Genomic DNA, 25,528 nt, shown 5'->3' with positions numbered 1-25,528 from the left:
AGCATCTTTCGTGCCAGTTCTCATATCGGTAATGGGGGGCGGTAACTGTCCTGTTAATTTGCGCTAACTGGCTCTAATCGCTGAGAGGATAAAAATCTAGGGTGAAGTCAGCGCCTGCGTGTCGCCGAAACGTTGGCAGCCACACGGCATACAGAAACAGGCGAGTGTTTTTGCAACGTAATTTCTATAACGAGCTTTTCTAAAACGAGATTTTCTAAAACCTAGGGAATATCAGACGATGAAAAAAATAACGGCCTTAGCCTCCGCATTAGGTATCAGTGCGCTTGCTTTAAGCGCTTCACCGACCGTTTCCGCTGCGGATTTAGCAGAAATAGAGAGCCGCGGCTATATGAGCGTGGCCACCGAAGATAACTATGCGCCGTTTAACTTTATGAGCGGCAGCGACCCCGACGGCTTTATCAAGGATATATTGATCGAACTGGAGGAGTACGCGGACTTCGAAATCCGCCAGGATATTCTGCCCTGGACAGGCCTTTTAGCCTCGGTGTCATCGGGCCAGTACGATATGGCGCTTACCGGTGCATCAGTGACCGATGAACGCCTGCGGGTATTTAACTACGCGCCGCCGTTTGCCTCGGCTCAGCACTTTTACATCAAGCGGGCAGGTGATGACCGTATCAATAGCGTTGAAGATTTAAGCGGTATGACGCTAGGCGTTCAGGCGGGCAGTGCACTGCTATCGCGGCTGCCAGAGTTGGAAGCCATGCTGGAAGAGAGCGGTGGCGAGCTGGGCGATGTAATGGAGTATGAGGCCTATCCAGAAATCTACGCTGACCTGGCCAATGGTCGTGTCGATTACGTAATTAACTCCATCGTGCCGGTGAATGACCTAATCCGTGAACGCCCTGATGTGTTTGAAGCGGGCCAAGCTGTCTCCGGCCCAGGCTTCGTAGCCTGGCCGATGCCTAAAGACAGCCCCGAACTGCTGGCCTATATCACCGACTTTATGAGCCATCTGCGCGATTCCGGCCGCCTAGCCGAACTGCAGGAAAAGTGGTTTGGCGAGTCCTTTGACGACCTGCCGACAACCCCGATCACCTCAGTAGAAGAGTTCCACGAAATGGCCGGTATGTAAGCCATCACCTTCGCCTGCCGCCCAGGAGCGTTATCTGGGCGGCTGTTGTTATTTCATCAAGCGAATCAGGGGGTGAGTGAGCATGGACAGTAGCGCATGGGGACTTCTCATTCAGGGTGCCTGGACAACGCTGTGGATATCCGGCATCTCCATTGCCATTGGTGTGGTAATGGGACTTTTGATTGCACTGCTTAGAGTGGCAAAAATTCCTGTTTTGCATCAACTGCTAGGCGTCTACATTAGCTTGGCGCGAGCAACGCCGCTGGTAACGCTGGTGCTGTTTATTTTCTTAACCGCGCCGACCATGGGCATTAATCTCAATCGCAATGTGGCCGGTATTATTGCGTTAACCCTCAATACCACTGCTTTTAACGCCGAAATATGGCGCTCTGCCTTTAATAATTTCTCCAAAGAACAGCGTGAAGCGGCGCTGGCGATTGGGATGACCCCATGGGTCTATTTCCGCCGCATTATGCTGCCACAAATTACCATTACCAGCCTGCCGGGCCTGGTCAATGAGATGTCGTTTCTGATCAAAGGCAGCCCCGCCATTGCCGTCATCGGCGTGGTCGACCTTACCCGGGTGACCAACCGCATTTCAGCGGTGACCTACGACCCACTGCCACCCATCTTAGCGGCTGCGGCGCTGTATATGCTGATTATCAGTCTGTTGGTGTGGTTTCAACGCGTGGCCGAGCGCAAAGCCAGTCGACTCGCCGTCTAAGGTGGTCGTTATAGGAAGCCATTATGAGCAACTGGGAAATTCTTTGGTCATCTTACGATGTGTTTTTAAGTGGTTTTTATAACACCTTAAAACTGTTTGGTTTATCCGCCGCGCTGGCGTTTTTAATGGGCAGCGCCGTGGTGTTTTTATTGGAGGGCTCCCGACCACGGTTAAAGGTTCCGCTGCGGATCTTTATCGATGGTATGCGTATGCTGCCATTTTTGATCCTGGCCTACCTTCTGTATTACGGCCTGCCCAGTGCAGGCATCCGCATGAGTGCCTGGACGGCCGGGATTATCGCCCTGGTGATTTACCACGGTGCTTACTTTGCCGAGATCCTGCGTGGCTGCCGCGCCACTTTTGCCCAAGGGCAAGTAGAGGCCGCCATCGCCCAAGGATTTTCTCAGCCTCAAATGTTTATGCGCATTATCTTGCCGCAGCTGATTTTGAAAACTCGCGGCTTATTGGGCAATCAGTTGATTATCCTACTCAAAGACACCGCCTTTCTGGTGATTATCACCGTGCGCGAACTCACTGCGGCAGCAAGCAGTTTGTCGAGCACCTACTTCATTCCCATGGAAGCGTTCATCGTGGTGATCGGCTTCTACTGGCTGATCAGTATTGGTTTAGAACTGTTTATCAAAATGATTGGCCGTTTTGGCGCCAAGCGAGGATTCGAAAATGCCTGAGACCGCCGCTGTTAGTATTCGTAATCTTTCCAAAAGTTTCGATGGCATTGAGGTGCTTCGGGATGTATCGCTGGAAGTGCAGCCTGGAGAAGTGGTGAGTATTTTGGGCTCATCGGGCTCGGGTAAATCGACCCTGTTACGCTGCATTAACTGGCTCGAACAGCCCGACCGGGGCGACATCCGTATTGCTGGTGATCGCATCGGCGTGAGTGACACAGGAAAACACATGTCGCGCCGTGAGCTGGCAGGCATGCGCGCGCGCTTGGGCATGGTGTTTCAGAGCTTTAACCTCTGGCCCCACCTCAATGTATTGCGGAATGTCACCGAGGCGCCTATTCACGTTCAGGGCCTAAGTAAAGCCGAGGCAGAAGAGCGGGCCATGGCGCTGCTCGAAAAAGTCGGCATGGCCGACAAACGCGAGCAGTACCCTTACACGCTTTCAGGCGGGCAGAAGCAGCGGGTCGCGATTGCCCGGGCGCTGGCCATGCAGCCTAAAGTGATGCTGTTCGATGAGCCCACTTCAGCCCTCGACCCCGAGCTGGTGGGGGAAGTGCTTGGGGTGATCAAAGACCTCTCCAAAGAAGGCTACACCATGGTGCTGGTGACCCACGAAATGGAGTTTGCCCGAGCGGTCTCCGACCAGGTAGTGTTCCTCGATAAAGGCATCATTATCGAAAAATCCCACCCCAGCGAGTTCTTTGAGAACCCTAAAACCGACCGAGTACGGCGTTTTTTGGAACTTGAAGCGCCTGCGGTGTGAGCAGCTTCAACGGCGTCATCCATGCTGACAGAGAGGGGGCATTGCACTAGACTGAAGAAAATATATACAGGAGGCGCGTAATGAGCACCCCACTGGATCCAATTGTCAGCGAATTTGAAACTCAGGAGCAGGCAGACAGCTACCAACGCTGGTTCTGCGAGCGTGTGCAAGCCAGCTTGGATGATCCAAGGCCTTCAATCCCCCACGATGACGTGATGGGTGAAATGCGTGAATTGATCGCTAAACGTCGCGATGCTGCTAGTTGAGTGGCGCCCCCAAGCCCGCGAATCGCTGTGGGCGATCCTCGACTATCTCAGCCAACGTAATCCCTACGCCGCCGAAGCACTTTATCAAGCCATTGAAGAAGCGACCGAGGCGCTACCTCAGCATCCCTACCTGTATCGCCCAGGTCGCGTTGCGGGTACCCGAGAAGCTGTGTGCACCCCAACTATATTGTGGTTTACCGCTTAGCAGCAGGCTGTATTGAGATAGTTAACGTCCTGCACGCACGTCAGGAATACCCTTAGCTAATAATTACCCCAACTGCCTTCGCCAGCGGTTCTCAATGGTATCCAGCTCTGCCGGGCCGTAAACGGCATGATCATGCGACCCGTAGTAGGCCCATAATTGATCGCCATAGTCGAAGTGCCACCACTCGCTGGGCAGGTTGGTAAAGCCTTGCTGATGCAGGGTGTGATACAGCAGGCGGCGGTGATCTCGCGCCTTATGTTGCTGCGGGGTAAGCGTTTCCAGCGTTTCGAAATAGTCGCTATGGGAGGCGGGAATCGCTTCATCAAACAGGGTGCCCATATCCAGCGGTAGGCCATCAGCATCACATAGCGTGACATCGACGGCACCGCCGGTTAGGTGCGGGCTGGGGGCGAAAGGGTCGCGGCTGGGCACCGATACAAACTCTCTTGTACGCTCCAGTAACTCCGCTTCGCTGAGGTCAGGCTGGTGGTGGTGAATGGCTTCATGCAGGGTATCAAACAAGTACTGCTGCACCCGCCATGGCCGCCAACCGTCGAGGACGATTAAACCGATGCCGTCGGGTAAACTGCGAGCCGCAGCGAGTAACGCCCGATAAACCCCCTCACGTACAAAACACTCCGGTACTGCACCTGGAATGCCCAGCCGAGCATAGGCGGGGAACACGCTGACCGGTGTCGGGGCGAGGCTCATCGGTACCAGGCGCTCGCCGTTATCTTCAATAGGTGCGCGGCGCAACTCCTCCCAGCAGGGGGCTGGGTGGCTGGGTATCGGCGGCAAAGCCTTCAAGAGTGTGTTCAAAGGCATCATGTTATCCAAAGAGGGTGTTATCAAAATTGAGTCGGCAGCCATAGCGTCAGCGATGGAAAAAAGATTAATAGAATAAGCACCGCAATCGCCGTCAGCACAAAGGGCCAAATGGTTCTGAACAGTGACACTATCTCTAGTCGACTGACCGCGGCAGCCACAAACACACAGGCGCCCAAGGGTGGCGTGATCAATGCAATGGTAATGTTCAGCGTGATGATGACGCCCAGGTGAATGGGATCGATACCCGCCATCATGGCCACTGGCGCAAAGATAGGCGTCAGTAGCATCAACGCCGACACCTCTTCCATAAACATGCCCGTTATAAAGGTAATGGCACTCAGTAGCAGCAGAATCACTACTGCGTTGTCTATGTAAGGGGATAAAAGCGAGACAAATTGCGCGGGCACCTGCGCATAAGAGAGCAGCCAGCTAATCGTCGCCGAGGCTGCCATAATGAGAAAAATCGCTGACGTTAAGCGCGCCGTATCGACGATGGCTTGCCAGCACTCTTTAACACGTAACCCTCCCAGCACGAAACCACACAGGGCCACATACAGCGCTGTCAACGCGCCCGACTCGGTCGGCGTTACAAAGCCCAGCACAATGCCCGCAACGATAATGAAGGGGGCGATAAGTGCAGGCAGGGCGGCTACGAAGGCTATGCCAAGTTGGCCGAGTGAGGGTAACTGACCACTTTTGGGTAACCGGTGGCACCAGGCATACCAAGCGTTCATGCCCATAAAGGCAACCCCCAGCAGCAGACCCGGCACGACGCCCGCCAGAAATAGATCGCCTACCGAGGTGTTGGTCAGTGAGGCATAAAGGATCATAAAGATACTGGGTGGAATAATCGGGCCGATTAACGAACTGCCGGCGGTCAATCCAGCGGCAAAGGCCCGTGAGTAGCCCTCCTTCTCCATGGCAGGCACTAACAGCGACCCAAGTGCCGAGGTGTCCGCCACCGCTGAGCCGTTGACGCCTGCGAAGAATACGCTTGAAACCACATTGACATGACCCATGCCGCCCCGCAAATGCCCTACCATCAGGCGGGCGAGCCCCATCAAGCGTTCGGTTAAGCCGCTGACGTTCATCAGGTTGCCAGCAAAGATAAATAACGGAATAGCCATCAGGGAGAAAACATTGATACCGCTAAAGAATTGCTGGGGCAACATACGCGGAATCATCGAAGGATCGACAAACAGAAAGCCTACTATCGCGGTGGTCAGCAGCGCGATAAACAGAGGCAGCCCAAGCAAAACGTGGCCTAGGAACACCGCCAGCATAGTTAAAATCATAAAGAGTCCTCAACGGTCTTCATAAAGAGTCCTCAACGGTCTTGAGCGGCGCAGGGCCATAAAGAAGCACGTGCCAAGCGAGTAGTAAAAAGCCCAAGGGTAGCGAGAGCAGTGGCACCGTGCGGCTAATGCCAAGCCCAGAAGTGGTAAACATGCTGACCGAGAGTGCATAGCGGTAGCTTACCCATGCTCCCCCTGCGGCAATCAGCAGAGTGAGTACCCACTGGTACACATTGAGCAAACGAGCGAAGGGGGTGGGCAGCAGTTTCTCCAACAGCCCAACGCGCATATGCCCTCCTTCCGACCAGACAGCCCCTGCCGCAAGCATCACCGTGGCGATAATTAAGAAACGCGACAGTTCATCTGTCCAGATGGGGGCGCCACCGGCGATATAGCGGGAAAACACACCATATAGAATGGCCGCAACATTGAGAGATATCAGCGCGCCCGCAAGCGTAAGGGTAACAGGGCGGCTGATCGCTAAAAGACGGGATCGAAGCGTATTAAACATGGCAGCCTTCCATGAAGCACAGAAACGTTAAGCACTAGAACATTAAGTACTGGGATATTAAGTACTGGGATATTAAGTACGGAAAATAGGGGGCCGGTAAGGTACCAGCCCCTGTTTTGCAACGGTGTTAACAGCCGTTAGTCGAGCAGTTCGCTCATGCCTGCATCTTCCAACGCCATATCTATCCAGCGTTGCTCGATATCACGCTCACCGAGCCACTCAAGGTAAGCAGGCTGGCCGATTTCGCGGAAAGCGTCGAGCTCCTCTTCAGAAGGGCGAATCACTTCCATACCTTGTTCTTCCAGATAGGCAATACGCGCCTCGACCTGCTCTTCGTTATGCTCACGGGCATTGTGATTGGCTTCGGCGACGGCCTCCATAAAGGCGCTACGAAGCTCATCATCCCAACCCGCGATCATTTCGCTGTTGCCTACCAGGAATTGGTCGGAGTACTGGATATTGGCGAGGGTCAGATAGTCCTGCACTTCGTAAAGGCTGCCTAGGATGATATACATCGGCGGGTTCATTTGGCCGTCAGCTACTCCGGTGCGCAGTGCCATGTAGGTTTCTGTCCAGGGGATGGGCGTGCCGGAGGCGCCGAAGGCCTCATAGAGAGCGACCTGGCTAGGATCCATGGCGCGGAAGCGGAGTCCTTCGAAGTCGTCAGGATGGCTGATTGGCCTTTCGTTATTAGTGAACGCCAAAAAGCCGCCCTCTTCCACAACGGCTAGCATATCGATCCCCGCACGCTCCTGCAGAGCGTTGCTGACTTCCTGCCAATACTCACCCTCATCGAAGAAAGTGTGGGCTGCAGAAAAATCGTCGAACAGAAACGGAATAGCGCTAACGAAGATTTCATCAACAAGAGGAGAGACACCCGCAAATGACGCCACATTGAGCATTGGCGTATTCATGGTTTGTTCCATGCGCTCCTCTTCTTCACCCAGCATGCTATTCGGATAGAGTTCCAGCTGAATCTCACCGTCAGTTTTTTCGTCTACCAACGTTTTAAGGTTCTCTGCAAAGACGTGGACAGCATTCTTTTCGGGATCTGGGGCACCGTTGTAACTCAGATTAATGGTGGTGGCTGCAAGCGTGTTCCCTGCCATCATGGCAGAGCCAATCAGGCAAGCCGAGATGAGTCGTTTGGGTGAAAAGTGCTGAGTAAACATCGTAAGTCTCCTGGTTTATTGTCGTGAGCTACGGGGCGCTATGGGCGCGTTATTGGATTTATAAGGAGTGCCTACTAAAAGACTATGTATTGAGGTGTTGACTATGCAATACCTAAACTGTGGCTTTTATTGCAACAGTCGTGGTGCATCGGCGGAGAAAAAGCGCATGCCTTTGTGCAAATGGTCGATGCAAGTGATTGAGGCAACCGGGAGCTCCTGCCCTTTCAGGCTAACAATTTGTGCCCGCGTACCGTTCATCACCGGGTACTGCATGGGGAGTGTGAAGATCTCACCGCGCTCAATTTCATCCGCTACGGTGAGTTCAGGCATAAACGTAACTCCGATGCCTGAGCGCACGAAATTCTTTAACACCGAAACAGAATTGGTATGCAGTCGCGCTTCAAGATGAATGCGCTCCTGGTGGGCCACCATATTGACCATTTGCCGCATACCGAAAGGGTTATCCATTAACGCAAGAGGCCACTCCTTGAGGTCATGCAATCTCACAGGGCGATCTAGCTCGCTGAGCGGATGACTGGGCGGCACGATGACATCCAGCGGCTGGCGCGTTTCCACGTGGCAAAAAAGCTGCGGGTCTACCGGCGGTGCATAAAGTAGCGCTATATCCACTTCGCGATCTTTGAGTAACGACATCGCTTCATTGACACCCGCCATGCGAATTTCAACTTTGATACCGTCAAACGCTGACATAAAAGTGCCTAACGGTGCGGCGATCAGGTCAGCGATAAACCCTTCTCCCACGGCAATGCGAACTTCCCCTTTCGCTAGGCTCTGAAGGGCCATGAGCTGGGATAGCACGGCCTCTTCTGATGCTCGCTGGGCATGAAAATGGTGCACCAGGAGCTGGCCCGCTGCAGTAGCACGCATCCCCCTTCCGTGCCGCTCACATAGCTGGGTATCCAGCTCTTCTTCGAGCGCTTTTAATTGGCGGCTAACGGCAGAGGCGTCAACATTGAGGTGGGCGGCGGCGCGCCTGAGCGAGCCGCGGCGAATCACTTCATTGAGGTAGGTTAATGCACGCTGGTTAAGCATAAAACACGCCTATGTTGGGGTGTTTTATATCTTACCGGAAGCCTGCCCGAACTTGTCATGGTTGGGACTAGCAATGCACCAAGCTCTCCCGCTATCACGTTGTTGCTGGCTTTTAATTCAGGAGGTAAATAGTTTTTTAATGTGAGTAGTTTTACGCGATCAGCTTTAGCATGGAAGGCCACCATAGTCGTGAACGCTTATTCCACCGGTCGGGCACGCTCGATAATCGCCGCGCAATCCAGCCCGGTGGGTAGCGTGCCTGTATTGAGGCCACTGCGGTCGGCAAGCCGACCAGCGCAGAAGGCATCAGCCACGCAGGCAGGGGCGTGCTGCACCAGTAGGGCGCCCTGTAGCGCCAGAGCCATGCTGTCCGCTAACTGGCGGGCGCGGTACTGGAGCGCTTGGGTATCCTGCATTGACCGCTGTAATTGGTGAATAAAGCGGTCAAGATGCGCATCAGCGCCTTGCGCTTTGGCAAGTTCGGCGAAGTAGGCGTCGAGCACTTCGGGCTGTTTTTCAATCGCACGCAGGATATCCAAACACTGCACATTTCCGCTGCCTTCCCAAATGGCGTTGATGGGCGATTCGCGGAACAGGCGCGCCATCATATGGGTCTCCATGACGCCGCTTCCGCCAATTACCTCCATCGCTTCATAAGCGTGGTGGGGCGTGCGCTTACAGATCCAGTACTTGCCGACGGGGGTGGCGATTCGCGAAAGCAGGCGCTCATGCTCGTTGTCCTGGTGATCCATAGCCCGGGCCATGCGCAGCATTAAGCTGGTGGCGGCTTCGCTCTCAATGGCCAAGTCAGCGAGCACATTTTGCATCAGTGGCTGCTCGCTCAAGCGCGCCCCAAAGGCATGCCGATGAGAGGCGTGGTGAATCGCCTGGGCGGTGGCCTGGCGCATTCCGGCAGCTGAGCCAATCATGCAGTCGTAGCGGGTCATGGCGACCATCTCGATGATGGTGCGCACGCCGCGGCCTTCATCGCCCACCATCCAGGCAAAGGCGCCCCGCAGCTCGGTCTCGCTGGAAGCATTCGATACGTTGCCCATTTTACGTTTTAGCTGCTGTATATGAAGCGGGTTCTTACTGCCGTCGGGCCGCCAGCGTGGCAGCAAAAAACAGCTCAAGCCGCCGGGCGCTTGGGCGAGTACCAGAAAGGCATCGCACATGGGGGCAGAGACAAACCACTTATGCCCCACCAGCTCGTAGGTTTCGCCGGGCCCGCACTGGCCAATGGGGTAAGCGCGGGTGGTGTTCAAACGCACATCGGAGCCGCCCTGTTTTTCGGTCATCGCCATGCCGAGAGTGAGACCCTGTTTCTCGAAATAGGGCACGTTGCGCGGGTCATAATGTGGCGCGGTGACTTTATCGCCCCACTCTACGAGCAAGCTAGGCTGGTGGCGAAGCGCGGGCAGGGCGGCAAAGGTCATGGTAATCGGGCAGCCATGGCCTGCTTCTACCTGGGCCTGTAAAAAATAGCGGGCGGCGCGGTTAACATGCGCTCCGGGCTGAGGTTTTCTCCAGGGGCTGGCATGCAAGCCGTGCTCTATCGCCGTTTGCATAAGCCGATGATAGGCGGGATGAAACTCGATCAAATCGACCCGATGGCCTTGCCGGTCGTGGGTCGCTAACTGGGGTGAGTAACGGTTGGCTTCAACCCCTAAGGCAATCGCCTCGGCGGAGCCCGCCCACTGACCAAATGTCTTGAGTGGAGCGTCGTCGTCAGAGCCGCTTTCTCGTCTAACGCCCTCCTGAAGCGCACGATCAGTAGTGTAGCTGTTGTAGTTCTCCAGTGACGGCGGCTGGTTTTCCACCAAGTGCGTGCTGGCGTGAAGTTGATCGGCAAGTGGATAGTAGTGGGTCATGGCAAGCACCTAGCGCGTAGTGACGATAAGGGGGGGGTATTTAAACGAACGTTTCATGATTATTAGGGTAGTTGCTTGGCAGTAAAGTCGCTAAAAACGGAAGGCGAAGAGTGGAATGGATTTGCCTTGCTTTGCTCAGTCAGCGTATTTAACCGACAATGTCGCTAATCCTTCTCAGTCTTGGGTACTATCAATGCAAGCAAACGCGATGCAGGCAAATGGCTTTTTTGACGAAATTGGCGAAACTATCGGCGAAGCGATCCGCGTGGTGGTGGAGTTTCTGCTGAGCATTTTTACCAACTTCTTTGCAGCGTTCGGCGATTTTATCGACGGCTTGACCCGTTCGCTGGGGATCAATGATTCCTTTTTCAGTATTACCGTCTTAGTGATCGGGCTGCTGATCCTGTGGGGCGGTTTGCGCGCATTTCTGCGTGGCTCGCTAATCGGCGGTATTTTTCGTACCGTGCTGGGGCTGTTTATTCTTTCATGGTTGATGATGTAAACACACTAAGAGGAGTAGTAGATGAAGCAGTTTGCGTTGGTCGCCTACGATTACACCGATGAAGGTGCCTTAAACCGCCGCTTGGCTTGTCGCGAGCCGCACCTGGAGGGGCTCCGTACTCTCTATCGGTCGGGTAATTTCGTCAGTGGAGGGGTAGTGCTGAACGATGAAGGTAAAATGATTGGTTCAAATGCACATTTCAGATTTGCCACTCGAGAAGATTTAGAGGCTTGGCTGGCGCAAGAGCCTTATATGAATGAGCGTGTCTGGGAGCAGGTCGATATACGCGAAGTTAAGCTGTTTGACCCCTCTATCTAGTATGACGAACGAGCTCGGGTATTGTTTATAAAAAATGTCATAAAATAATGCCCCTGTTTCTCACCTTGGTTAACACCCCATGCACTGACGATGAGTAATCAGGTTGCCCTTGAGTCAATTTCATTAGGGGCATGATAGATTGTCATTTGCTTATTTGGTGCATTTTGGCATCATTTGCACTCATTTTGTGCAAAGCGAGTGCAATGAAGACTTATCTTGGCAAGATGCGGGGGCAGCCAGTCAAGCGTGCCTGGGTAGGCTGGCAGGATGCTTTTTGGTCATGGCTCGGGGCCTTTACCGGTATGGCGGTCATTTGCTGGTTAAGCTCGGCGTGGCTGTCACAACAACTGCTGATCGTAGGCTCCTTCGGCGCAACCTCGGTGCTCATCTATGCGGCACCTGAAAGTCCTTTTGCTCAGCCCAGCCATGTACTGTTTGGCAGCGTGCTCTCCGCGGGTATTGGCGTTGCTTGCTATCAACTGCTGGGGGCGACACCGCTCTCAATGGCCCTGGCCGTCTCACTCTCGGTATTGGGTATGCAGCTAACCCACACGGTTCACCCACCGGGCGCCGCGGCGGCGCTGATTGCGGTAGGCGGGGGCGCCAGTGTTCATCAATTAGGGTGGTGGTACCCTCTTTTGCCAATCGGCGCGGGCAGTGTAGTGATGCTGGTCATCGCCATATTGGTCAATAACCTTGCCCGCCACCGCCGCTATCCACGCTACTGGTAATGTTAAAATTGGCTCAGCTGCTGTTCCAGGGCAAAGATATGGGCGTCGTTGGCACCTAGTTCCCGCAGCGCCTTGGCGAGGTTGACCAAGTAGTCGCGGTTGGGGCCGCTGGGGCCATGGGCATTGGCAATTTGCTGAGCGATTTCATCAAGCGGCGCGTCGCCCAAAAAGGCTGGATTGTCTTCACTGGCCAGATAAATAAGTCCTTCACTCTGTTCGGTTCCGCTGCTCTTCTCAGCAACAGACGCCTTCTCATCAACGAACGTCAGCGCTACTTTTTCCCGCAAATAGCCGTTCTTCTCACGCACATCCAGCGGGGCGAGCACTTCCGGGGTAATGCGGTAGGCCATGCCGTGGCAAATCGAACCCTTGGCGCGAACCAGCGTCGCCACCCGCCCAGGCGCTTCAGGCGTGCCACGGTGGTCGTGGGAGCCCTGCCAAAATCGCCGCTCCCAGCCGTGTATATACGCCGGGCGACGCTCTAAGTAGGCAAAATCCGCCTTCCAAATCAGCGAGCCGTAGCCAAATAGCCAAATAGCGGCATGGCCCTCAAAGAAGTTTCTTTGCTGGTTAAGAGCAGTGGTATCAAGCATGGTTATCAAGCAACATATCGTCATCAAATAGCATCGTGGGCTACACCCGTTGTAAAGCAGCCATCTTACCATGCCACTGGTGATTACTGACCCGACAGCTCACTCAACCCAATTAGTAGAGGCAAGCATGCGCGCGATTTTTCTAGTGGATAACGGCTCGCTACGAGCGCAGGCAACGCTGAATTTACGCCACGTGGCGGCTTCACTCAGCGAGTTGTTAGGCGAAACCGTACAGGCGGCTTCACTGCTGCACTCCAACAAGATCCCAGCAGAAGAGGTAGGTGGCATTCCCGCCACTACCCTTGGTCCCGCCGCTGAACGCAGTGCCGAGCAGGGAGCAACGGAGATTATTGTGCTGCCGTTCTTTTTCGGCCCCAGCAAAGCGCTCACGGGTTACCTGCCTGAACGTATGGCCACGCTGCAAGAGCGTTTTCCCCAAGTTAAAGTGCGTGTAGCCCAGCCCTTGGTGGATGAGTTCGGTGATAACGACCTGCGCTTAGCCCATCTGCTGGCCGATAATGTGCGCGACAAGCTTCGGCCAGGCGCTAAACCCCACGTGGCGCTGGTGGATCACGGTAGCCCGATTCCCGAAGTCACCGCCGTGCGCAACCGCCTGGCGGGACAGCTTAGTGTGCTATTGGCCGATGACGTAGCCTGTGTTGCCGCTGCCTCCATGGAGCGCCGCGAGGGCGATGAGTACCGCTTTAACGAGCCACTGCTGGAAAACTTGCTGGCGCTGCCGGAGTTCAAGACAGGCCCGGTTATCTTGGCGATGCTGTTTCTTTCGCCGGGGCGCCACGCCGGGGAGGGCGGCGATATTGCGGAAATATGCGCCGCCGCTGAAAAACAGCATCCAGGGCTTTCCGTTACCACGACCCAACTGGTGGGGGAGCACCAAGGCGTCGTCGATATTTTACACTCGCGATTTCGCCAAGCGATTGATGATGAACGCTTTCTACTCGATATCCCGGCAATCAGTTGATGTGACTAAAGTCTGATGGGTGAATACCCGTTCAATAGCGCGTAGAATCGCGAGCCTTTCTATTTACTGTAAAGCTGTCGTTACAGATATGCTAACCGGGGCTCTTTTTTTGTGATCGCAACCGCCAATATCACCATGCAGTTTGGGGCCAAGCCCCTGTTTGAAAATGTCTCCGTTAAATTCAATAACGGCAACCGCTACGGCCTGATCGGTGCGAACGGCTGCGGCAAATCCACCTTTATGAAAATTCTTGGTGGCGATCTGGAGCCCTCTTCCGGTCAGGTGATGCTGGATAGCAGTACCCGGCTGGGTAAGCTACGTCAGGATCAGTTTGCGTTTGAAAACGAGCGTGTTATCGATACCGTGATCATGGGCAATGTAGAGCTGTGGTCGGTGGCTGCCGAGCGCGAACGCATTTACTCCCTGGCCGAGATGAGCGAAGAGGATGGCATGGCCGTCGCCGATCTTGAAGTCCGCTTTGCAGAGCTGGATGGCTACACCGCTGAGTCCCGCGCGGTGAATTATTGCTGGGCCTGGGGATTCCCATTGATCAACACACCGGCCCAATGAGCGAAGTGTCACCCGGCTGGAAACTGCGCGTGCTGCTCGCTCAGGCACTGTTCTCCGACCCGGATGTACTGCTGCTTGATGAGCCCACCAACCACCTGGATATCAATACTATCCGCTGGCTGGAAGATATTCTTAAAGCGCGCAGCAGCACCATGATCATCATCTCCCACGACCGCCACTTCCTGAACAGCGTCTGCACCTATATGGCGGATCTGGATTACGGTGAAATTACCCTGTTCCCGGGTAACTACGATGATTACATGACCGCCGCCACTGCGGTTCGTGAGCGCCAGCACTCGGACAACGCCAAGAAAAAGGCCCAGATTGCCGAGCTGCAGCAGTTCGTAAGCCGCTTTTCTGCCAACGCCTCGAAGGCCAAGCAGGCCACGTCTCGGGCGCGTCAAATCGATAAAATCAAGCTGGAAGACATCAAGCCTTCCAGTCGGGTAAGCCCTTTTATCCGTTTTGATCAAGCCAAGAAAATCCACCGCAACGCCGTTAACGTGGATGGCATTACCAAGAGCTATGAGGGCGACAAGCCGCTGTTCGAGCGCCTCTCCATGACCGTAGAAGCCGGCGAGCGGATTGCCATTATCGGCCCCAACGGCATTGGTAAAACCACGTTGCTGAAAACCCTGGCGGGCGAGCTGCACCCGGATGCTGGCGAAGTGAAGTGGACCGAAGCCGCCGAGGTGGGTGTTTTTGCTCAAGATCACAGCGATGATTTTGCCGTCGATGCCACACTGTTTGAGTGGATGTCGGCATGGACGCAGGGGGGCGAGCAAGTAGTTCGCGGTGCCCTGGGGCGGATGCTGTTCTCCAGCGACGATATTGGCAAATCGGTGAAGGTCATTTCCGGTGGCGAGCAGGGGCGCATGCTGTTCGGTAAGTTAATCCTCACTCAGCCCAACGTAATGCTGATGGATGAGCCGACCAACCACCTGGATATGGAATCTATCGAGGCGCTGAATCTGGCCCTGGAGAACTACCCCGGCACGCTGCTGTTTGTGAGCCACGACCGCGAGTTTGTGTCATCGCTAGCCACGCGCATTATTGATATGCAGCCCGATGGCATTGTCGATTTTAGCGGCAGCTACGACGACTACCTGCGTAGCCAGGGGGTGGTGTAAGTCTATAGGTACAAGAAGTACCGCTAAGGCTACTCACCAATGATCTGGGCGTAGGTTTCTTCGGTTGCCGCTTTATGCTCGGTATCCAGTACATTGGCATTGAATAGCGCCGCCGCTTCCTTGGCGAGTTCAACAAAAACAACCATTTGCTGGTTTCGGCGTTTACGTAAAGGAGGCTTGACGATGAGGCTGATCCCTTTGATCATTTCGCTGCCGCGCTCATCTCTGAAGAGATCCGGCAGCTCGCCCGGTAAAAAGGCATTGGCAATAGTAATGGGGTTAGCGGGCTGCTGCCCGTTGATTAAGAAGACTTTTTTGAGCGGTTCATAATGAGCGTCTTTCTCACGTAACCACTCGCTGAGTTGCTTATCAGAACGCTCACTGGGCTGATCAAAAATAATAAAGAGTGAGTGCTGTTTCACACTGCTCGTGCGCTTGGCCGAGGTGTATGGCTCGGGCTGTTCTGGAGGGCTATTCGCTTGAGTCGGTGCTGGGTTAGCGGCTCTTTCTTTCGCTGCGCGCCGTCGGCGCCGCCAGGGCACAATGACATAAATAAATATCGCCGTTGCCATTGCGCCCAATACCAGCGATATGAAGGCGAGTACTATTATAGTGGTGGTGCGATCCATACTCTCAGAACCCTTTGTTTTTAATCAGCGCTCAGGCTTTATTTAGCCGCAAAATAGTGGCGTTGAGGGCTAGCGCAAGTGCTACCCAGAGCCAGTAGGGCACCATAAGCCACGCGGCTAGGGTGTTTACCTGGAAAAACAGTGCGATGACAATCGTAATTAATACCAGTAACGCCATGATATCTACCAGCGCTGCGACAATTTGCTTGCGCCCAAAGAACAGCCATGACCACATGGCATTAACTGTAAGCTGCAGTGCGTAAGCCACTAAGCTTGCCGAGCGCCATGCTGAGTCATCCGCCATATAGATACGCCATGCGGCGATAGCCATCAATAGATACAGTATGCCCCAAGCGATAGGAAAAGCGATATTCGGTGGTGTCCAACTTGGCTTACTGAGTTCGCGGTACCAACCATCAGGTCGAAAGCGCGCACCGGTCATGGCGGCAGCGCCGACTAGCAGTAGAGACACCAGCAGCGCTAACAGCGAACCAAGCATTCATCACCTGTGTGTTCAAACGAAAGAATCAATAGCCTAGCAGCATTTTTACTATAAGCAGATATAAAAAAAGCATCACTTAAGTGATGCTTTTCCAACGTAAGGGAGTCGCAGCAATAATAGTGTGCTGTTTAACTCATACGGTCATAGCCATTATCCATAAACGGATAATCGGTGTAGCCTTTCTCGTCGCCGCCGTAGAAGGTTTCGTGGTTGGGCTCGGTGAGCGGGGCGTTCACACGGAAGCGCTCGGGTAAATCAGGGTTAGCGATATACGGACGGCCAAAAGCAACGGCGTCGGCAGTGTTATCACCGATACGCGCTTGTGCAAGCGTGGCATCGTAGTTCCCGCAGTAGATCAGGCTGCCGCTGAAGCGCTCACGCATCTGCTCACGGAAACCGTCAGGGAAGGTGATATCGCCACCGGCCCAGTTGGGTTCGTTCAGGTGCAGATAGGCCAAACCACGCTTTGAAAGCTGCTCGGCCATGTAGAACGCCATGGCTTCCGGCTCGTCGTCGGTCAAACCGAACAGCTCGATGAACGGTGTCATGCGGATGCCAACCCGGTCAGCGCCATAGACGTCAATCACGGCGTCGACGACTTCCAGCGGGAAGCGAGCACGGTTTTCCAGCGAACCGCCGTACTGGTCGGTACGCTTATTGGTGCCAGTCGCCAGGAACTGGTTAAGCAGGTAAGCGTTCGCCGCGTGGACTTCGACCATATCGAAACCAGCGCGCTTGGCGCGAATGGCCGCCTGCCGGTAATCTTCGACAATGCCGGGGATCTCGTCAGTTTCCAGTGCACGTGGCGTGCTGGTAGGGTGCTGACCTGCGGTGCCGTCTTCAAACTCGACGAAACACTGGGCGCCTTCGCCTTTCAGCGCACTCGGCGCAACGGGCTGTTGGCCATCAGGTTGAACCATTTCGTGGGAAACACGCCCAACGTGCCACAGTTGCAAGGCAATACGGCCACCCTTTGCGTGTACCGCGTTAACGACGCCTTTCCAGCCAGCTTCCTGCGCATCCGTCCAAATACCGGGTGTATACACATAGCCACGGGCGGTGGGGGAGATATTGGTGGCTTCGCTAATGATTAGCCCCGCTCCTGCGCGCTGGCCGTAGTAAGCTTCCTGCATCTTGCCCGGCACACTATCTGGCGTACGCGAACGGGTCAGCGGCGCCATAATGACGCGGTTAGGGATTGATAGGCTGCCCAGTTGGAGGGGAGTAAATAGTGTTTCGAAAGCCATCAATTAAGCTCCTTTTGAATGCTTTGATGAAATAGTACGCACCAGAATAGACCAGTTTACTAGTTAGTGCCAGCCAGATATTTTTAAACGCATTTATGCGCTAGATAACCTTTTATGTGGCATTCAAACTCGCGATCTCTCTGGTACTCTTGCTGCTTATTACCCAGGATGTTGTTGATAGCATGTTAAAAAACGCCCCTCAGCGCCGCCCTTATCAGGTGGCGGAAACCATTAAATGCTGGATCGTGGACAGGCACCTAAAGCCGGGTGACCGGCTACCTAGCGAGTCGGAGCTGATGGAGACCCTGCAGGTGTCGAAAGGGACAGTGCGCGAGAGTACCCGAGTACTGGAAGCCCAGGGGTTGGTCGAAACCCGCACAGGGCCCGGAGGCGGCGCATTCGTTCGTGAGATGAGTGAGGCCAAAGCGGTATCGCTACTAAGCAATTACCTGTTTTTCAAAGAGATATCAATCAAGGATATCTACCAGATACGCTTGGCGTTAGAGCCTGAATTGGCCGCTTCGTTAGCCGGTAAAGTGGCTGCCAGTGATATGGTGCGTTTACGTGAAAGCCTGCATAGTTACGCAGACCCTGCGGACGATAGTGAGACTGAGCGTCAGCAACACCTTGATTCGCTGCATTTCCACCTAATGCTCGCTGAACTGGCCGGTGGCAATCAACTGCTGACATTTATTATCCGCTTCACCATCCAGGTGCTCTCAGATCTGACGATTTATCACCGTCTCTATGAGCCAGTTACCCACGATTTAGGACAGACTGGCTGTCGTTATCATGCAGAAATTTTGGATGCCATTGAGCTTGGCGATGCCGAAAGTGCCTATAACATCATGCGCGAGCATATGCTCGATGCCCAACAAGTGATGAATCAGCAGGAGGCTCAGGTACGCCGAGGCTTTTTACCTGAGCCACTAGCGTAACGGGCTGAGGGCGGAAAACGCTATGGACGTGGCAGCTGCTGTAAAAATGCCATGATCACTCGCGTCGCGACTTCGCCGTCTTCGGCGGTAATAGCTTCGTCTGGGTGGTGGCTAAGCCCATCTTTACAGCGTACAAACAGCATGCCGATATCGGTTAATGCCTGCATCGCTAAGCCATCATGCCCAGCGCCGCTAAACATTTGCTCTGCCGGTTGGCCAACCTGGGTGCACGCCTGTTCGAGGGCGGTCATCATCCAGTCGGCACAGGCCACCGCATCGGCGCTGTAAGTGTTTTCAATATTAATGGTTAATCCGCGGCGAGTGGCGACTTCCGTTAAGGCGGCTGTTACGACGTCTCGCCCTTGCTGGCGAATGGTCGCTTTGGGTGAGCGCAGCTCTATCGTGAACGTTACCTGAGCAGGTATAACGTTGACCGCATTGGGATGGACATCGAGCCTGCCCACCACGCCGACCAACTCATCGGTATTCTGCAGTACGCTATCGATGGCAAGCACCATTTCCGCCGCGCCGACTAGCGCGTCATGACGTATGCCCATCGGTGTAGTGCCTGCGTGTCCGGCCTTGCCGCTTAGCGTGACTTGGTGGCGTTCAATACCCGTTAGCGCCGTGACAATGCCCACCGCATGATCCCGCTGTTCCAGGATTGGCCCTTGTTCAATATGTACTTCTAAAAATCCCAAGGTGTTGGCAGGGTCGCGGGCGGTAGCGGGGATATCCTCAGGTGTGCAACCGAAGGCTATTAATGCCTCTCGCAGAGAGATTCCCTCGGCATCCTGGGCTTCCAGTTGGTCAGGTGTCACGCTCCCAGCCAGAGCTTTACTGCCGACCAGCGTGGTAGGGAAGCGAACGCCCTCTTCGTCGCCAAACGCGACCACTTCTATCCCAAATGGCAGCGTCACACCTTCGCGTTTAAGCGCCTCCAAGGCCAATAGCGGTAGGGCCACGCCTAGCATGCCATCGTATTTGCCCCCTTCTATTACTGAATCTTGATGAGATCCCATAATGAAGGTTTTCTCACCCGCTTGAGCTTTGGGGCAGCGACCCACAAGATTGCCAGCGGCATCCAGTTGGGGAGTAAGCCCAGCGTGTTCCATCCAGCGGCTGATTAACGGCAGTACCTGACGATGCGCCTGGGAGCAGAACAGTCGCGTGACGCCGGGGCCTGGCTCAGAGTATTGGGCAGCTTCGTCCAGGCGGGCAATTAATGCCCTCCCCAGCTCGCCTTGGTTAAAACCAGTGTGAGCAACCGTGTTGGTCATAAACTCTCCAATAGGTGCTGGCAGAGGGGCCAGCAAAAGAGTAGAAATGCTTTTAGCGCAGCGGCAGTTGACGCCAAAAGGCTTGAAAGTTCTCGGCCATAAACTCATCGACTAACGCCCGCAATGCGCCGACGACGTCTTCCGACCAGTCGACGCGCAAATCGATGGGGGCTTGCTGAAACGACTCGATACGCAGTGCGGCTGAGCGTACACCGCGTTTATCGCCACCCGCTGATAGAGCAGCATCAAGAGCATCAATCAGATGCGTAAGCAGATGTTGGTCGTGATGAATAGGGAAGCGGGGCGACTCGTCGCGCTGAATGGCAGCGCTGCTATTAGTGGCGCTAAGGCGTAAAAATTGCTCTGCAAAAATCCTCACGACCTCGGTGCTCTGCAGCATATTCCCAGCGGCAGCGACGCTAGGGAAGCAGGTTTCAGCCACTTCCGGCACATTCTCTGCACCTGAGTGTGCTGATGTGCGGCCCTGAGAATCTATCACCAAACATTGGCGGAACCCTGAGTCGCTATCCTCGCTAACGGCGGCGCGAATCGCCTGCCGGGCGCGGGCGCCCTTGGCAAGTGCTTCATATATCCGAGCTGGGTACCACGGGTTGGTAAAGCGCCCTTGAGTGGCGCATGCCCCAATGCCTCGCCAACAGTGATGTACATAGCCTCCCACCGCCACTCCGCCTGTAGCGGTGATGGTAGCGACGGTGCCCGTGTCAGGATTGCAATGAACAAGTGAAAGCGTCATCGCGGTTTCCTATGTTGTTCAGTAACCCACGAGATGGCCAATCACCAACCCTACCCAGGCTAATACATACACCAACGCCATAAAGGGCATTATCGCCTTCAACCACTGGGCGTATGAGACGCGACCCAGTGCCAGCATGGCGAGTGTGCCGCCAGATGTGGGAACAATCAGGTTCGTTAAGCCGTCACCGACTTGGAATGCAGTGATCATCAGTTGGCGACTCATACCCACAAGATCCGCCACTGGAATTAGAATGGGCATTGTCACCAGTGCCTGACCGGAACCGGAAGGTATGAAGAGGTTGATAATACCCTGCACCACACTGGCCATAATTGCGGAAAATATTGACGGAATGCCGTCGATCATGGCGCTCAGCGAGTTAACGATGGTGTCGATAATCACTGCTTGCTCAAGGATGACCTGAATTGAGGCCGCCACCCCGATCACCAGCGCGCCTGCGGTTACACTGGCAGCACCCTCCATCATCTGTTTAACAATACCGTTCGCCGATAGGCCGTTTAAGGCGCCAATGATGATTGCCAGGAGCAGGAAAGTGCCCGCAATTTCATTGATATACCAACCGCGAGTGAACACGCCAATGAGCATAGCGACCAGGCCGCCCACAAAGACGACCATGGTGAGAATGTTGCGTTTGGAAAGATGGTATTCGTTAAGCGGTTTGCTCAACGCTTCCGCATTATCCGGCTCTTCAAACTCCATTTTGACGACGCGTTTGCAGATATACAGCGAGAGCAGTGCCAGTGACGAAAGCACCAGCAACGTACGCAGCCAAGCGCCAGAGAAGGTCGGCAGTTCCGCGATCCCTTGAGCAACCCCCACGGTATAGGGATTGATGGGCGAGAGTGCAAAACCGATCCCAATACCACCAACGGCCATAGCGGTACCCACCAAACTGGAGCAGCCAATGGCGCTGGCGATGAGTACCGCAATGGGGACTAATGCAATGTTGTTTTCAAACCCGACGGCGACACCAAAAAAGCCGTAGATAAAGGTGCCGACGACGATAATCACGTTACGCCGCTCAACGCCAACACGATTAACCGCTACGCCGATCGCGTTCTCTAACGCGCCGGTCTTTTGCAGAATATGAAACAGACCACCGGCGATAAAGACGATAAATAGATACTGCGAGGCGGAGATAAGCCCTTCAGGAATCGCCACAAAAATATTGAAGAGTGGGATGTTGGCAACGTCTTCCAAGTAGGCAAAAGAGCCCGGCACCACCACCGTTCGGCCATCTTGGGTAACTCGTTCAAATTCACCAGCGGGGATAATGAAGGTCAGAAAATAGGTAGCAACCAGAATAATAAAGATTAGTACCATGGGGTCGGGAACCGCCTGATACCACTTTTTACGCGAGCCAGAGGCTGCCGCGGTTTGTTGTTCAGCCATGAGGATACCCTTTCTTGTGATGTGTCTCAGCGTTGACGCTCGTTGGCGCCTCACCTTGAATTTATCATGATGAATAGCAGGGTCAAGCAAGGCTGAATTTTCAAACGGCAGGAACGCGCCGATTAGACCGATTTGGAGGCCTTAATCGCACGCTTGTTTGTGGAAAAGGGAATTAATGTCGTTGCCAAGGCCAAGGCCAACGCCGCTTGGCGGGAGTGTCGATCTGCTGCAGTGCGCTTGAAAGTGGCAGCATAATGGCACCCAGTTGGCGATAGCAGACTGCACTGCTGAGTACGCCTGGGCACTGTTTGAGTAGCAGCTCGCACTGCTGGGAGGCGATATAGAGCTGTTCGGTGACGGCTGGGGCAAACAGCGGCTTGGACTGTTGGCAGCAGCGAGTAAGCTCCCGCGATAGCATGGAAAGCATGCTGGTATCGAGCCAGCAGGGCAGCGGGTCTTCCAGGCGGCCAGCAATAGAGTGCTGAACCGCTTCAAAAGAGGTGCGCAAAAATATCAACGTTTGGCGAAGTTGGCGCTGCTCACTGGTCATAGTACTTACCTTTACCTCAAGTGATCGTCACCTCATATAGATGAGAGAGCTAAAAATAGTGTTTCTCATTTGCATCTGTGATGACGATAGCGCTACTCCATCGAGCTGTCAATACTGTGACTATAAGGCGCAAGCTCCTATGAGCGCGCCTCAAACAGCTGCCAGTCGTTATTGGTCAGCGGTTTGGCTCCGCTTTCAGTCACTACCACAGTGTCGCTTATGCCAACGCCCCACTGGCCGGGCACACGTAGGCAGAGAGGGAGGTGAAACACCATATTGGCTTCGAAGGTGCGGTTCTGACCTTTGGCGATAAAGCCGGTGCCCTCCACCCAGCTAGGTGGAAACTGCGCGCCCACGGCGTAGCCAAATACACCGGAGAAGAAATACTGGTCGCGCTGGGGGGCGAGTAGGGAATCAGCCGCCTGGGCAGCGGCATCAAAGGTGTTGCCAGGCCGCATGGCGTCGCACAGCGCTTCAAAAATTGAGCGGCACAGATCCCGGGTGGCGGAGAGCGCTGGGTTTGGTACGCCTGTCACCGCGGTGCGCATCATGGGGGCTGTATAGCGTTGATAAGCAGCGCCAAACTCTAAAAAGACCGGCTCATTAGCCTGAATGACACGCCGTTTATGGTTGACGTGAATCACGCCAATGCGGTGGCCGCTGGTCACAATGGGCTGCAGGCTCATAAACTCGCTGCCATTTTCGAGCAACGCTTTGGCACCTGCGGCGGCAATGTCGTTATCCGTCATGCCGGGGCGAATGCTCTGTATGGCGATTTCTAAACCTAGGGCGGTTATGCGCGCGCTCTCTTGTAACATCTCCAGTTCAGCGGGGCTTTTAATAATTTTGATGGCATCGACTAACGCGCCTGCCTCGCTAAAACGTTCACGGCCAATGGTTTGCATCAGCGCATCAATGACGCCAAAGCGTAGCCCGCTGCTCCAACCATCAATACCGATTTTTTGACAGGGAGTAAGTAGATCTGCCAATGGGGTAATGATTTCATCGAGGTTTTCCCAGCGATAGCCGATGATCTCATCAACCTGAGCGGTAACGACTGCCGCACCGGTTTCAATCGAGGCGACTTGAAGTACTAACCGCTCTTGAGTGCAGACCAGACAGGCGTGCACCGAGACTTCAAAGGTGTGATAGCCGGTGAGGTAATTGATATCGGCGGGGTCGGTGAGAAGCAGCGCATCGAACGCTTGTTGTTCCATGTCATGGCGCACTTTATCCAGGCGCGCCTGATATTCGACGGCGGGAAAGGGCAGTTCACTCTGGGCGAGCGTTTTCGCAAGGGCTTTGCGGTAGTGATGATAATCCATAGCGACCTCCATCAATTGATAAGCCCAGTATAGGAGCCTGCATAAAGCTCGCTTTTATTCCCCTCAACGTTAGAGGACATGAAAGTTCGCCTTCAGAGGGATGGTATATAAGCGAAAGGCCACTCTTTCCAGTGTGTGACCGTGACTTGTTATGAGTGAGTGTTGCTTTTTTAGTAACATTTTTTGCAGAGAATAAAGTGTTACCCCTCTAGAATGCCGGTATTTTCTAGGGTTGCGTATTTTTGCAGCGGTCTATATGATTATTTTGGTTAAAATAATCAACAAAAGGGTGGTGGCAAATGCAACCTCAAGCTTCTTCCGGTCATGTGGCTTCTTACTACGCAGCATCGTCACACTCCAAATCACAAAGGCCCACGCTGGAGGGGGATGTGGAATGTGATGTTTGTGTCGTGGGGGCTGGGTTTACAGGTATCTCTGCAGCGTTGCATTTGGCGGAACGCGGTCACCGAGTGGTGGTGCTGGAAAGTGTGGCGATAGGCTTCGGGGCTTCCGGTCGCAATGGCGGGCAGATCGTTAATAGCTATAGCCGTGATATGGATGTTATCGAAAAGCAAAACGGCGCTGAAACCGCCCGAGCACTGGGGGCTATGGCATTCGAGGGTAACCAGATTATCCGTCAGCGCATTGAAAAGTATCAGATCAACTGCGACCTAAAAGAGGGCAACCTTTTTGCCGCCTGTAATAAGAAACAGTGGGAAGGCTTAAAGGATCAAAAAAGCTTATGGGAACGCTATGGTCATCAGCAGCTTGAGCTGCTGGAAGGCGAAGAGGTCAAGCGAGAAATAGGCAGCGAACGCTATGTGGGCGCCTTGGTGGATCACTCTGGTGGGCATTTGCATCCCCTCAATCTGGTGCTGGGGCAGGCGGCGGCGCTGGAGTCGTTGGGTGGAAAGCTTTTTGAACATTCTCCCGTGACAAGAGTGGAACACGGTGAGCCGGTAACACTGCATACCCCGAAGGGGCGAGTGACTGCGCAGCGGGTGGTCATGGCTGGCAATGCCTATTTGCAAGGGTTGCTGCCCAAGCTGGAAAGCAAAGCGATGCCGTGTGGCACCCAGATTATTACTACGGAGCCGCTGTCGGCAGAGGTAGCGGCACGACTACTGCCGAACAACAAAGCGGTAGAAGACTGTAATTACCTCTTGGATTACTATCGCCTGACCGCCGATAACCGTTTGCTGTATGGCGGAGGCGTGAACTATGGCGGGCAAGAGTCCTCCAGTATCGAGGCTGCTATTCGACCAAAAATGCTATCTACCTTCCCAGAGCTTGGCGATGTTCGCGTCGACTACGCCTGGAGCGGTAACTTTCTGCTGACACTCAACCGCCTGCCGCAATTTGGCCGCATTAATAGCAACGTTTACTACGCCCAGGGGTACTCTGGCCATGGGGTAACGTGCTCCCATCTGGCCGGCAAGTTAGTGGCAGAAACGATTAGCGGTGAAGAAACGCGTTTTGAAGCTTTTGCGCAGATTTCCCACCTACCCATGCCAGGTGGGCGGTTGCTACGTGTTCCGCTTTCCGCAATGGGCGCGTGGTTCTACGCTATGCGTGACCGTTTGGCGGTTTAGTG

At 54.3% G+C, this 25,528-nt stretch carries 27 protein-coding genes and 1 pseudogene; 13 read left to right on the top strand and 15 right to left on the bottom strand.

Features of this window, described 5'->3' with window-relative positions; genetic code table 11:
• Positions 1–238: 238 nt before the first annotated feature.
• The 6 genes from OM794_RS19650 to OM794_RS19625 all read left to right on the top strand — a co-directional run bounded on the left by OM794_RS19650 (position 239) and on the right by OM794_RS19625 (position 3,740).
• On the top strand, positions 239–1,096 hold the full coding sequence (locus OM794_RS19650) for a transporter substrate-binding domain-containing protein (RefSeq protein WP_226246766.1): 858 nt from the start codon (positions 239–241) through the stop codon (positions 1,094–1,096).
• Between the two features lie 82 nt (positions 1,097–1,178).
• Complete coding sequence (locus OM794_RS19645) at positions 1,179–1,820, top strand: amino acid ABC transporter permease (RefSeq protein ID WP_226246767.1); 642 nt, start codon at positions 1,179–1,181, stop codon at positions 1,818–1,820.
• A gap of 23 nt (positions 1,821–1,843) precedes the next feature.
• Entirely contained in the window at positions 1,844–2,509 is a 666-nt protein-coding gene (locus tag OM794_RS19640; RefSeq protein WP_226246768.1) for an amino acid ABC transporter permease, read from the top strand.
• Positions 2,502–3,269: an amino acid ABC transporter ATP-binding protein gene (locus OM794_RS19635; RefSeq protein ID WP_226246769.1), complete on the top strand. Its 768-nt coding sequence runs from the start codon at positions 2,502–2,504 to the stop codon at positions 3,267–3,269. The genes OM794_RS19640 and OM794_RS19635 overlap by 8 nt, the downstream gene beginning before the upstream one ends.
• 80 nt (positions 3,270–3,349) lie before the next feature.
• Positions 3,350–3,535, top strand: coding sequence for a stability determinant (locus OM794_RS19630; protein WP_226246770.1), 186 nt, complete (start codon positions 3,350–3,352; stop codon positions 3,533–3,535).
• Positions 3,522–3,740 (top strand): type II toxin-antitoxin system RelE/ParE family toxin, encoded by a 219-nt coding sequence (locus OM794_RS19625; RefSeq protein ID WP_226246771.1) that lies wholly within the window; start codon positions 3,522–3,524, stop codon positions 3,738–3,740. The genes OM794_RS19630 and OM794_RS19625 overlap by 14 nt, the downstream gene beginning before the upstream one ends.
• Before the next feature lie 63 nt (positions 3,741–3,803).
• On the opposite strand, the gene OM794_RS19620 is transcribed toward OM794_RS19625, so the two are convergent.
• The 6 genes from OM794_RS19620 to OM794_RS19595 form a co-directional block, all read right to left on the bottom strand.
• A complete protein-coding gene (locus tag OM794_RS19620) occupies positions 3,804–4,568 on the bottom strand; it encodes a M15 family metallopeptidase (RefSeq protein WP_265153977.1) in 765 nt (254 codons plus the stop codon).
• A gap of 20 nt (positions 4,569–4,588) precedes the next feature.
• Complete coding sequence (locus OM794_RS19615) at positions 4,589–5,863, bottom strand: TRAP transporter large permease (protein ID WP_226246773.1); 1,275 nt, start codon at positions 5,861–5,863, stop codon at positions 4,589–4,591.
• A gap of 19 nt (positions 5,864–5,882) precedes the next feature.
• Positions 5,883–6,374: a TRAP transporter small permease gene (locus OM794_RS19610; protein ID WP_226246774.1), complete on the bottom strand. Its 492-nt coding sequence runs from the start codon at positions 6,372–6,374 to the stop codon at positions 5,883–5,885.
• Between the two features lie 137 nt (positions 6,375–6,511).
• Positions 6,512–7,546, bottom strand: coding sequence for a TRAP transporter substrate-binding protein DctP (gene dctP / locus OM794_RS19605; protein ID WP_226246775.1), 1,035 nt, complete (start codon positions 7,544–7,546; stop codon positions 6,512–6,514).
• A 126-nt stretch (positions 7,547–7,672) separates the two neighbouring features.
• Entirely contained in the window at positions 7,673–8,599 is a 927-nt protein-coding gene (locus tag OM794_RS19600) for a LysR family transcriptional regulator (RefSeq protein WP_226246776.1), read from the bottom strand.
• Positions 8,600–8,796: 197 nt separating this feature from the next.
• The gene (locus OM794_RS19595; RefSeq protein ID WP_226246777.1) at positions 8,797–10,470 is read right to left on the bottom strand and encodes an isovaleryl-CoA dehydrogenase; all 1,674 of its coding nucleotides are present in this window, start codon (positions 10,468–10,470) and stop codon (positions 8,797–8,799) included.
• 208 nt (positions 10,471–10,678) lie between these two features.
• Between OM794_RS19595 and OM794_RS19590 the strand changes: the two genes are divergently transcribed.
• From OM794_RS19590 to OM794_RS19580, 3 genes are all read left to right on the top strand, one after another.
• On the top strand, positions 10,679–10,972 hold the full coding sequence (locus OM794_RS19590; RefSeq protein WP_226247031.1) for a hypothetical protein: 294 nt from the start codon (positions 10,679–10,681) through the stop codon (positions 10,970–10,972).
• Between the two features lie 21 nt (positions 10,973–10,993).
• On the top strand, positions 10,994–11,290 hold the full coding sequence (locus tag OM794_RS19585; protein WP_226246778.1) for a YciI family protein: 297 nt from the start codon (positions 10,994–10,996) through the stop codon (positions 11,288–11,290).
• A gap of 203 nt (positions 11,291–11,493) precedes the next feature.
• Positions 11,494–12,021 (top strand): HPP family protein, encoded by a 528-nt coding sequence (locus OM794_RS19580; RefSeq protein ID WP_226246779.1) that lies wholly within the window; start codon positions 11,494–11,496, stop codon positions 12,019–12,021.
• A 2-nt stretch (positions 12,022–12,023) separates the two neighbouring features.
• Here the strand turns inward: OM794_RS19580 and OM794_RS19575 are convergent, their stop codons facing one another.
• On the bottom strand, positions 12,024–12,614 hold the full coding sequence (locus tag OM794_RS19575) for a gamma-glutamylcyclotransferase (protein WP_226246780.1): 591 nt from the start codon (positions 12,612–12,614) through the stop codon (positions 12,024–12,026).
• Positions 12,615–12,741: 127 nt separating this feature from the next.
• Between OM794_RS19575 and OM794_RS19570 the strand changes: the two genes are divergently transcribed.
• A complete protein-coding gene (locus tag OM794_RS19570; RefSeq protein WP_226246781.1) occupies positions 12,742–13,596 on the top strand; it encodes a sirohydrochlorin chelatase in 855 nt (284 codons plus the stop codon).
• Positions 13,597–13,707: 111 nt separating this feature from the next.
• Positions 13,708–15,296 (top strand): annotated as a pseudogene (locus OM794_RS19565) (ABC-F family ATPase).
• Between the two features lie 29 nt (positions 15,297–15,325).
• Here the strand turns inward: OM794_RS19565 and OM794_RS19560 are convergent.
• The 3 genes from OM794_RS19560 to OM794_RS19550 form a co-directional block, all read right to left on the bottom strand.
• The gene (locus tag OM794_RS19560; RefSeq protein WP_226246782.1) at positions 15,326–15,925 is read right to left on the bottom strand and encodes a cell division protein ZipA C-terminal FtsZ-binding domain-containing protein; all 600 of its coding nucleotides are present in this window, start codon (positions 15,923–15,925) and stop codon (positions 15,326–15,328) included.
• 31 nt (positions 15,926–15,956) lie between these two features.
• On the bottom strand, positions 15,957–16,424 hold the full coding sequence (locus tag OM794_RS19555) for a TspO/MBR family protein (RefSeq protein ID WP_226246783.1): 468 nt from the start codon (positions 16,422–16,424) through the stop codon (positions 15,957–15,959).
• A gap of 131 nt (positions 16,425–16,555) precedes the next feature.
• Positions 16,556–17,674 carry an alkene reductase gene (locus OM794_RS19550; protein ID WP_226246784.1) on the bottom strand — a complete coding sequence of 373 codons (1,119 nt, stop codon included), beginning with the start codon at positions 17,672–17,674 and terminating at the stop codon, positions 16,556–16,558.
• A 182-nt stretch (positions 17,675–17,856) separates the two neighbouring features.
• Between OM794_RS19550 and OM794_RS19545 the strand changes: the two genes are divergently transcribed.
• Positions 17,857–18,612: a FadR/GntR family transcriptional regulator gene (locus OM794_RS19545; RefSeq protein WP_027957091.1), complete on the top strand. Its 756-nt coding sequence runs from the start codon at positions 17,857–17,859 to the stop codon at positions 18,610–18,612.
• A gap of 20 nt (positions 18,613–18,632) precedes the next feature.
• On the opposite strand, the gene OM794_RS19540 is transcribed toward OM794_RS19545, so the two are convergent.
• From OM794_RS19540 to OM794_RS19520, 5 genes are all read right to left on the bottom strand, one after another.
• On the bottom strand, positions 18,633–19,892 hold the full coding sequence (locus OM794_RS19540) for an allantoate amidohydrolase (protein ID WP_226246785.1): 1,260 nt from the start codon (positions 19,890–19,892) through the stop codon (positions 18,633–18,635).
• A 52-nt stretch (positions 19,893–19,944) separates the two neighbouring features.
• On the bottom strand, positions 19,945–20,646 hold the full coding sequence (locus OM794_RS19535; protein WP_226246786.1) for a DUF1028 domain-containing protein: 702 nt from the start codon (positions 20,644–20,646) through the stop codon (positions 19,945–19,947).
• Positions 20,647–20,664: 18 nt separating this feature from the next.
• Positions 20,665–22,059, bottom strand: a complete 1,395-nt coding sequence (locus OM794_RS19530; protein WP_226246787.1) for a YfcC family protein — start codon at positions 22,057–22,059, stop codon at positions 20,665–20,667.
• A 172-nt stretch (positions 22,060–22,231) separates the two neighbouring features.
• Positions 22,232–22,609, bottom strand: coding sequence for a hypothetical protein (locus OM794_RS19525; protein WP_226246788.1), 378 nt, complete (start codon positions 22,607–22,609; stop codon positions 22,232–22,234).
• Positions 22,610–22,746: 137 nt separating this feature from the next.
• On the bottom strand, positions 22,747–23,934 hold the full coding sequence (locus OM794_RS19520; RefSeq protein WP_226246789.1) for a M24 family metallopeptidase: 1,188 nt from the start codon (positions 23,932–23,934) through the stop codon (positions 22,747–22,749).
• A gap of 299 nt (positions 23,935–24,233) precedes the next feature.
• On the opposite strand from OM794_RS19520, the gene OM794_RS19515 reads away from it, so the two are divergent.
• A complete protein-coding gene (locus OM794_RS19515; RefSeq protein WP_226246790.1) occupies positions 24,234–25,526 on the top strand; it encodes an NAD(P)/FAD-dependent oxidoreductase in 1,293 nt (430 codons plus the stop codon).
• Positions 25,527–25,528: the final 2 nt, after the last annotated feature.

It is taken from the genome of Halomonas sp. BDJS001 (assembly GCF_026104355.1).
GTDB lineage: Bacteria > Pseudomonadota > Gammaproteobacteria > Pseudomonadales > Halomonadaceae > Vreelandella.
This window is presented reverse-complemented; position numbering and strand designations above follow the sequence as displayed.

Bases quoted from the DNA above. Each gene is read 5' to 3' on its own strand.
- OM794_RS19640 (WP_226246768.1), top strand. From the start codon at position 1,844: ATGAGCAACTGGGAAATTCTTTGGTCATCTTACGATGTGTTTTTAAGT.
- OM794_RS19590 (WP_226247031.1), top strand. From the start codon at position 10,679: ATGCAGGCAAATGGCTTTTTTGACGAAATTGGCGAAACTATCGGCGAA.
- OM794_RS19525 (WP_226246788.1), bottom strand. From the start codon at position 22,609: ATGACCAGTGAGCAGCGCCAACTTCGCCAAACGTTGATATTTTTGCGC.
- OM794_RS19645 (WP_226246767.1), top strand. From the start codon at position 1,179: ATGGACAGTAGCGCATGGGGACTTCTCATTCAGGGTGCCTGGACAACG.
- OM794_RS19650 (WP_226246766.1), top strand. From the start codon at position 239: ATGAAAAAAATAACGGCCTTAGCCTCCGCATTAGGTATCAGTGCGCTT.
- OM794_RS19630 (WP_226246770.1), top strand. From the start codon at position 3,350: ATGAGCACCCCACTGGATCCAATTGTCAGCGAATTTGAAACTCAGGAG.
- OM794_RS19570 (WP_226246781.1), top strand. From the start codon at position 12,742: ATGCGCGCGATTTTTCTAGTGGATAACGGCTCGCTACGAGCGCAGGCA.
- OM794_RS19620 (WP_265153977.1), bottom strand. From the start codon at position 4,568: ATGATGCCTTTGAACACACTCTTGAAGGCTTTGCCGCCGATACCCAGC.
- dctP (WP_226246775.1), bottom strand. From the start codon at position 7,546: ATGTTTACTCAGCACTTTTCACCCAAACGACTCATCTCGGCTTGCCTG.
- OM794_RS19540 (WP_226246785.1), bottom strand. From the start codon at position 19,892: ATGACCAACACGGTTGCTCACACTGGTTTTAACCAAGGCGAGCTGGGG.
- OM794_RS19600 (WP_226246776.1), bottom strand. From the start codon at position 8,599: ATGCTTAACCAGCGTGCATTAACCTACCTCAATGAAGTGATTCGCCGC.
- OM794_RS19515 (WP_226246790.1), top strand. From the start codon at position 24,234: ATGCAACCTCAAGCTTCTTCCGGTCATGTGGCTTCTTACTACGCAGCA.
- OM794_RS19580 (WP_226246779.1), top strand. From the start codon at position 11,494: ATGAAGACTTATCTTGGCAAGATGCGGGGGCAGCCAGTCAAGCGTGCC.
- OM794_RS19585 (WP_226246778.1), top strand. From the start codon at position 10,994: ATGAAGCAGTTTGCGTTGGTCGCCTACGATTACACCGATGAAGGTGCC.
- OM794_RS19520 (WP_226246789.1), bottom strand. From the start codon at position 23,934: ATGGATTATCATCACTACCGCAAAGCCCTTGCGAAAACGCTCGCCCAG.
- OM794_RS19595 (WP_226246777.1), bottom strand. From the start codon at position 10,470: ATGACCCACTACTATCCACTTGCCGATCAACTTCACGCCAGCACGCAC.
- OM794_RS19610 (WP_226246774.1), bottom strand. From the start codon at position 6,374: ATGTTTAATACGCTTCGATCCCGTCTTTTAGCGATCAGCCGCCCTGTT.
- OM794_RS19535 (WP_226246786.1), bottom strand. From the start codon at position 20,646: ATGACGCTTTCACTTGTTCATTGCAATCCTGACACGGGCACCGTCGCT.
- OM794_RS19530 (WP_226246787.1), bottom strand. From the start codon at position 22,059: ATGGCTGAACAACAAACCGCGGCAGCCTCTGGCTCGCGTAAAAAGTGG.
- OM794_RS19555 (WP_226246783.1), bottom strand. From the start codon at position 16,424: ATGCTTGGTTCGCTGTTAGCGCTGCTGGTGTCTCTACTGCTAGTCGGC.
- OM794_RS19545 (WP_027957091.1), top strand. From the start codon at position 17,857: ATGTTAAAAAACGCCCCTCAGCGCCGCCCTTATCAGGTGGCGGAAACC.
- OM794_RS19550 (WP_226246784.1), bottom strand. From the start codon at position 17,674: ATGGCTTTCGAAACACTATTTACTCCCCTCCAACTGGGCAGCCTATCA.
- OM794_RS19615 (WP_226246773.1), bottom strand. From the start codon at position 5,863: ATGATTTTAACTATGCTGGCGGTGTTCCTAGGCCACGTTTTGCTTGGG.
- OM794_RS19635 (WP_226246769.1), top strand. From the start codon at position 2,502: ATGCCTGAGACCGCCGCTGTTAGTATTCGTAATCTTTCCAAAAGTTTC.
- OM794_RS19560 (WP_226246782.1), bottom strand. From the start codon at position 15,925: ATGGATCGCACCACCACTATAATAGTACTCGCCTTCATATCGCTGGTA.
- OM794_RS19575 (WP_226246780.1), bottom strand. From the start codon at position 12,614: ATGCTTGATACCACTGCTCTTAACCAGCAAAGAAACTTCTTTGAGGGC.
- OM794_RS19625 (WP_226246771.1), top strand. From the start codon at position 3,522: ATGCTGCTAGTTGAGTGGCGCCCCCAAGCCCGCGAATCGCTGTGGGCG.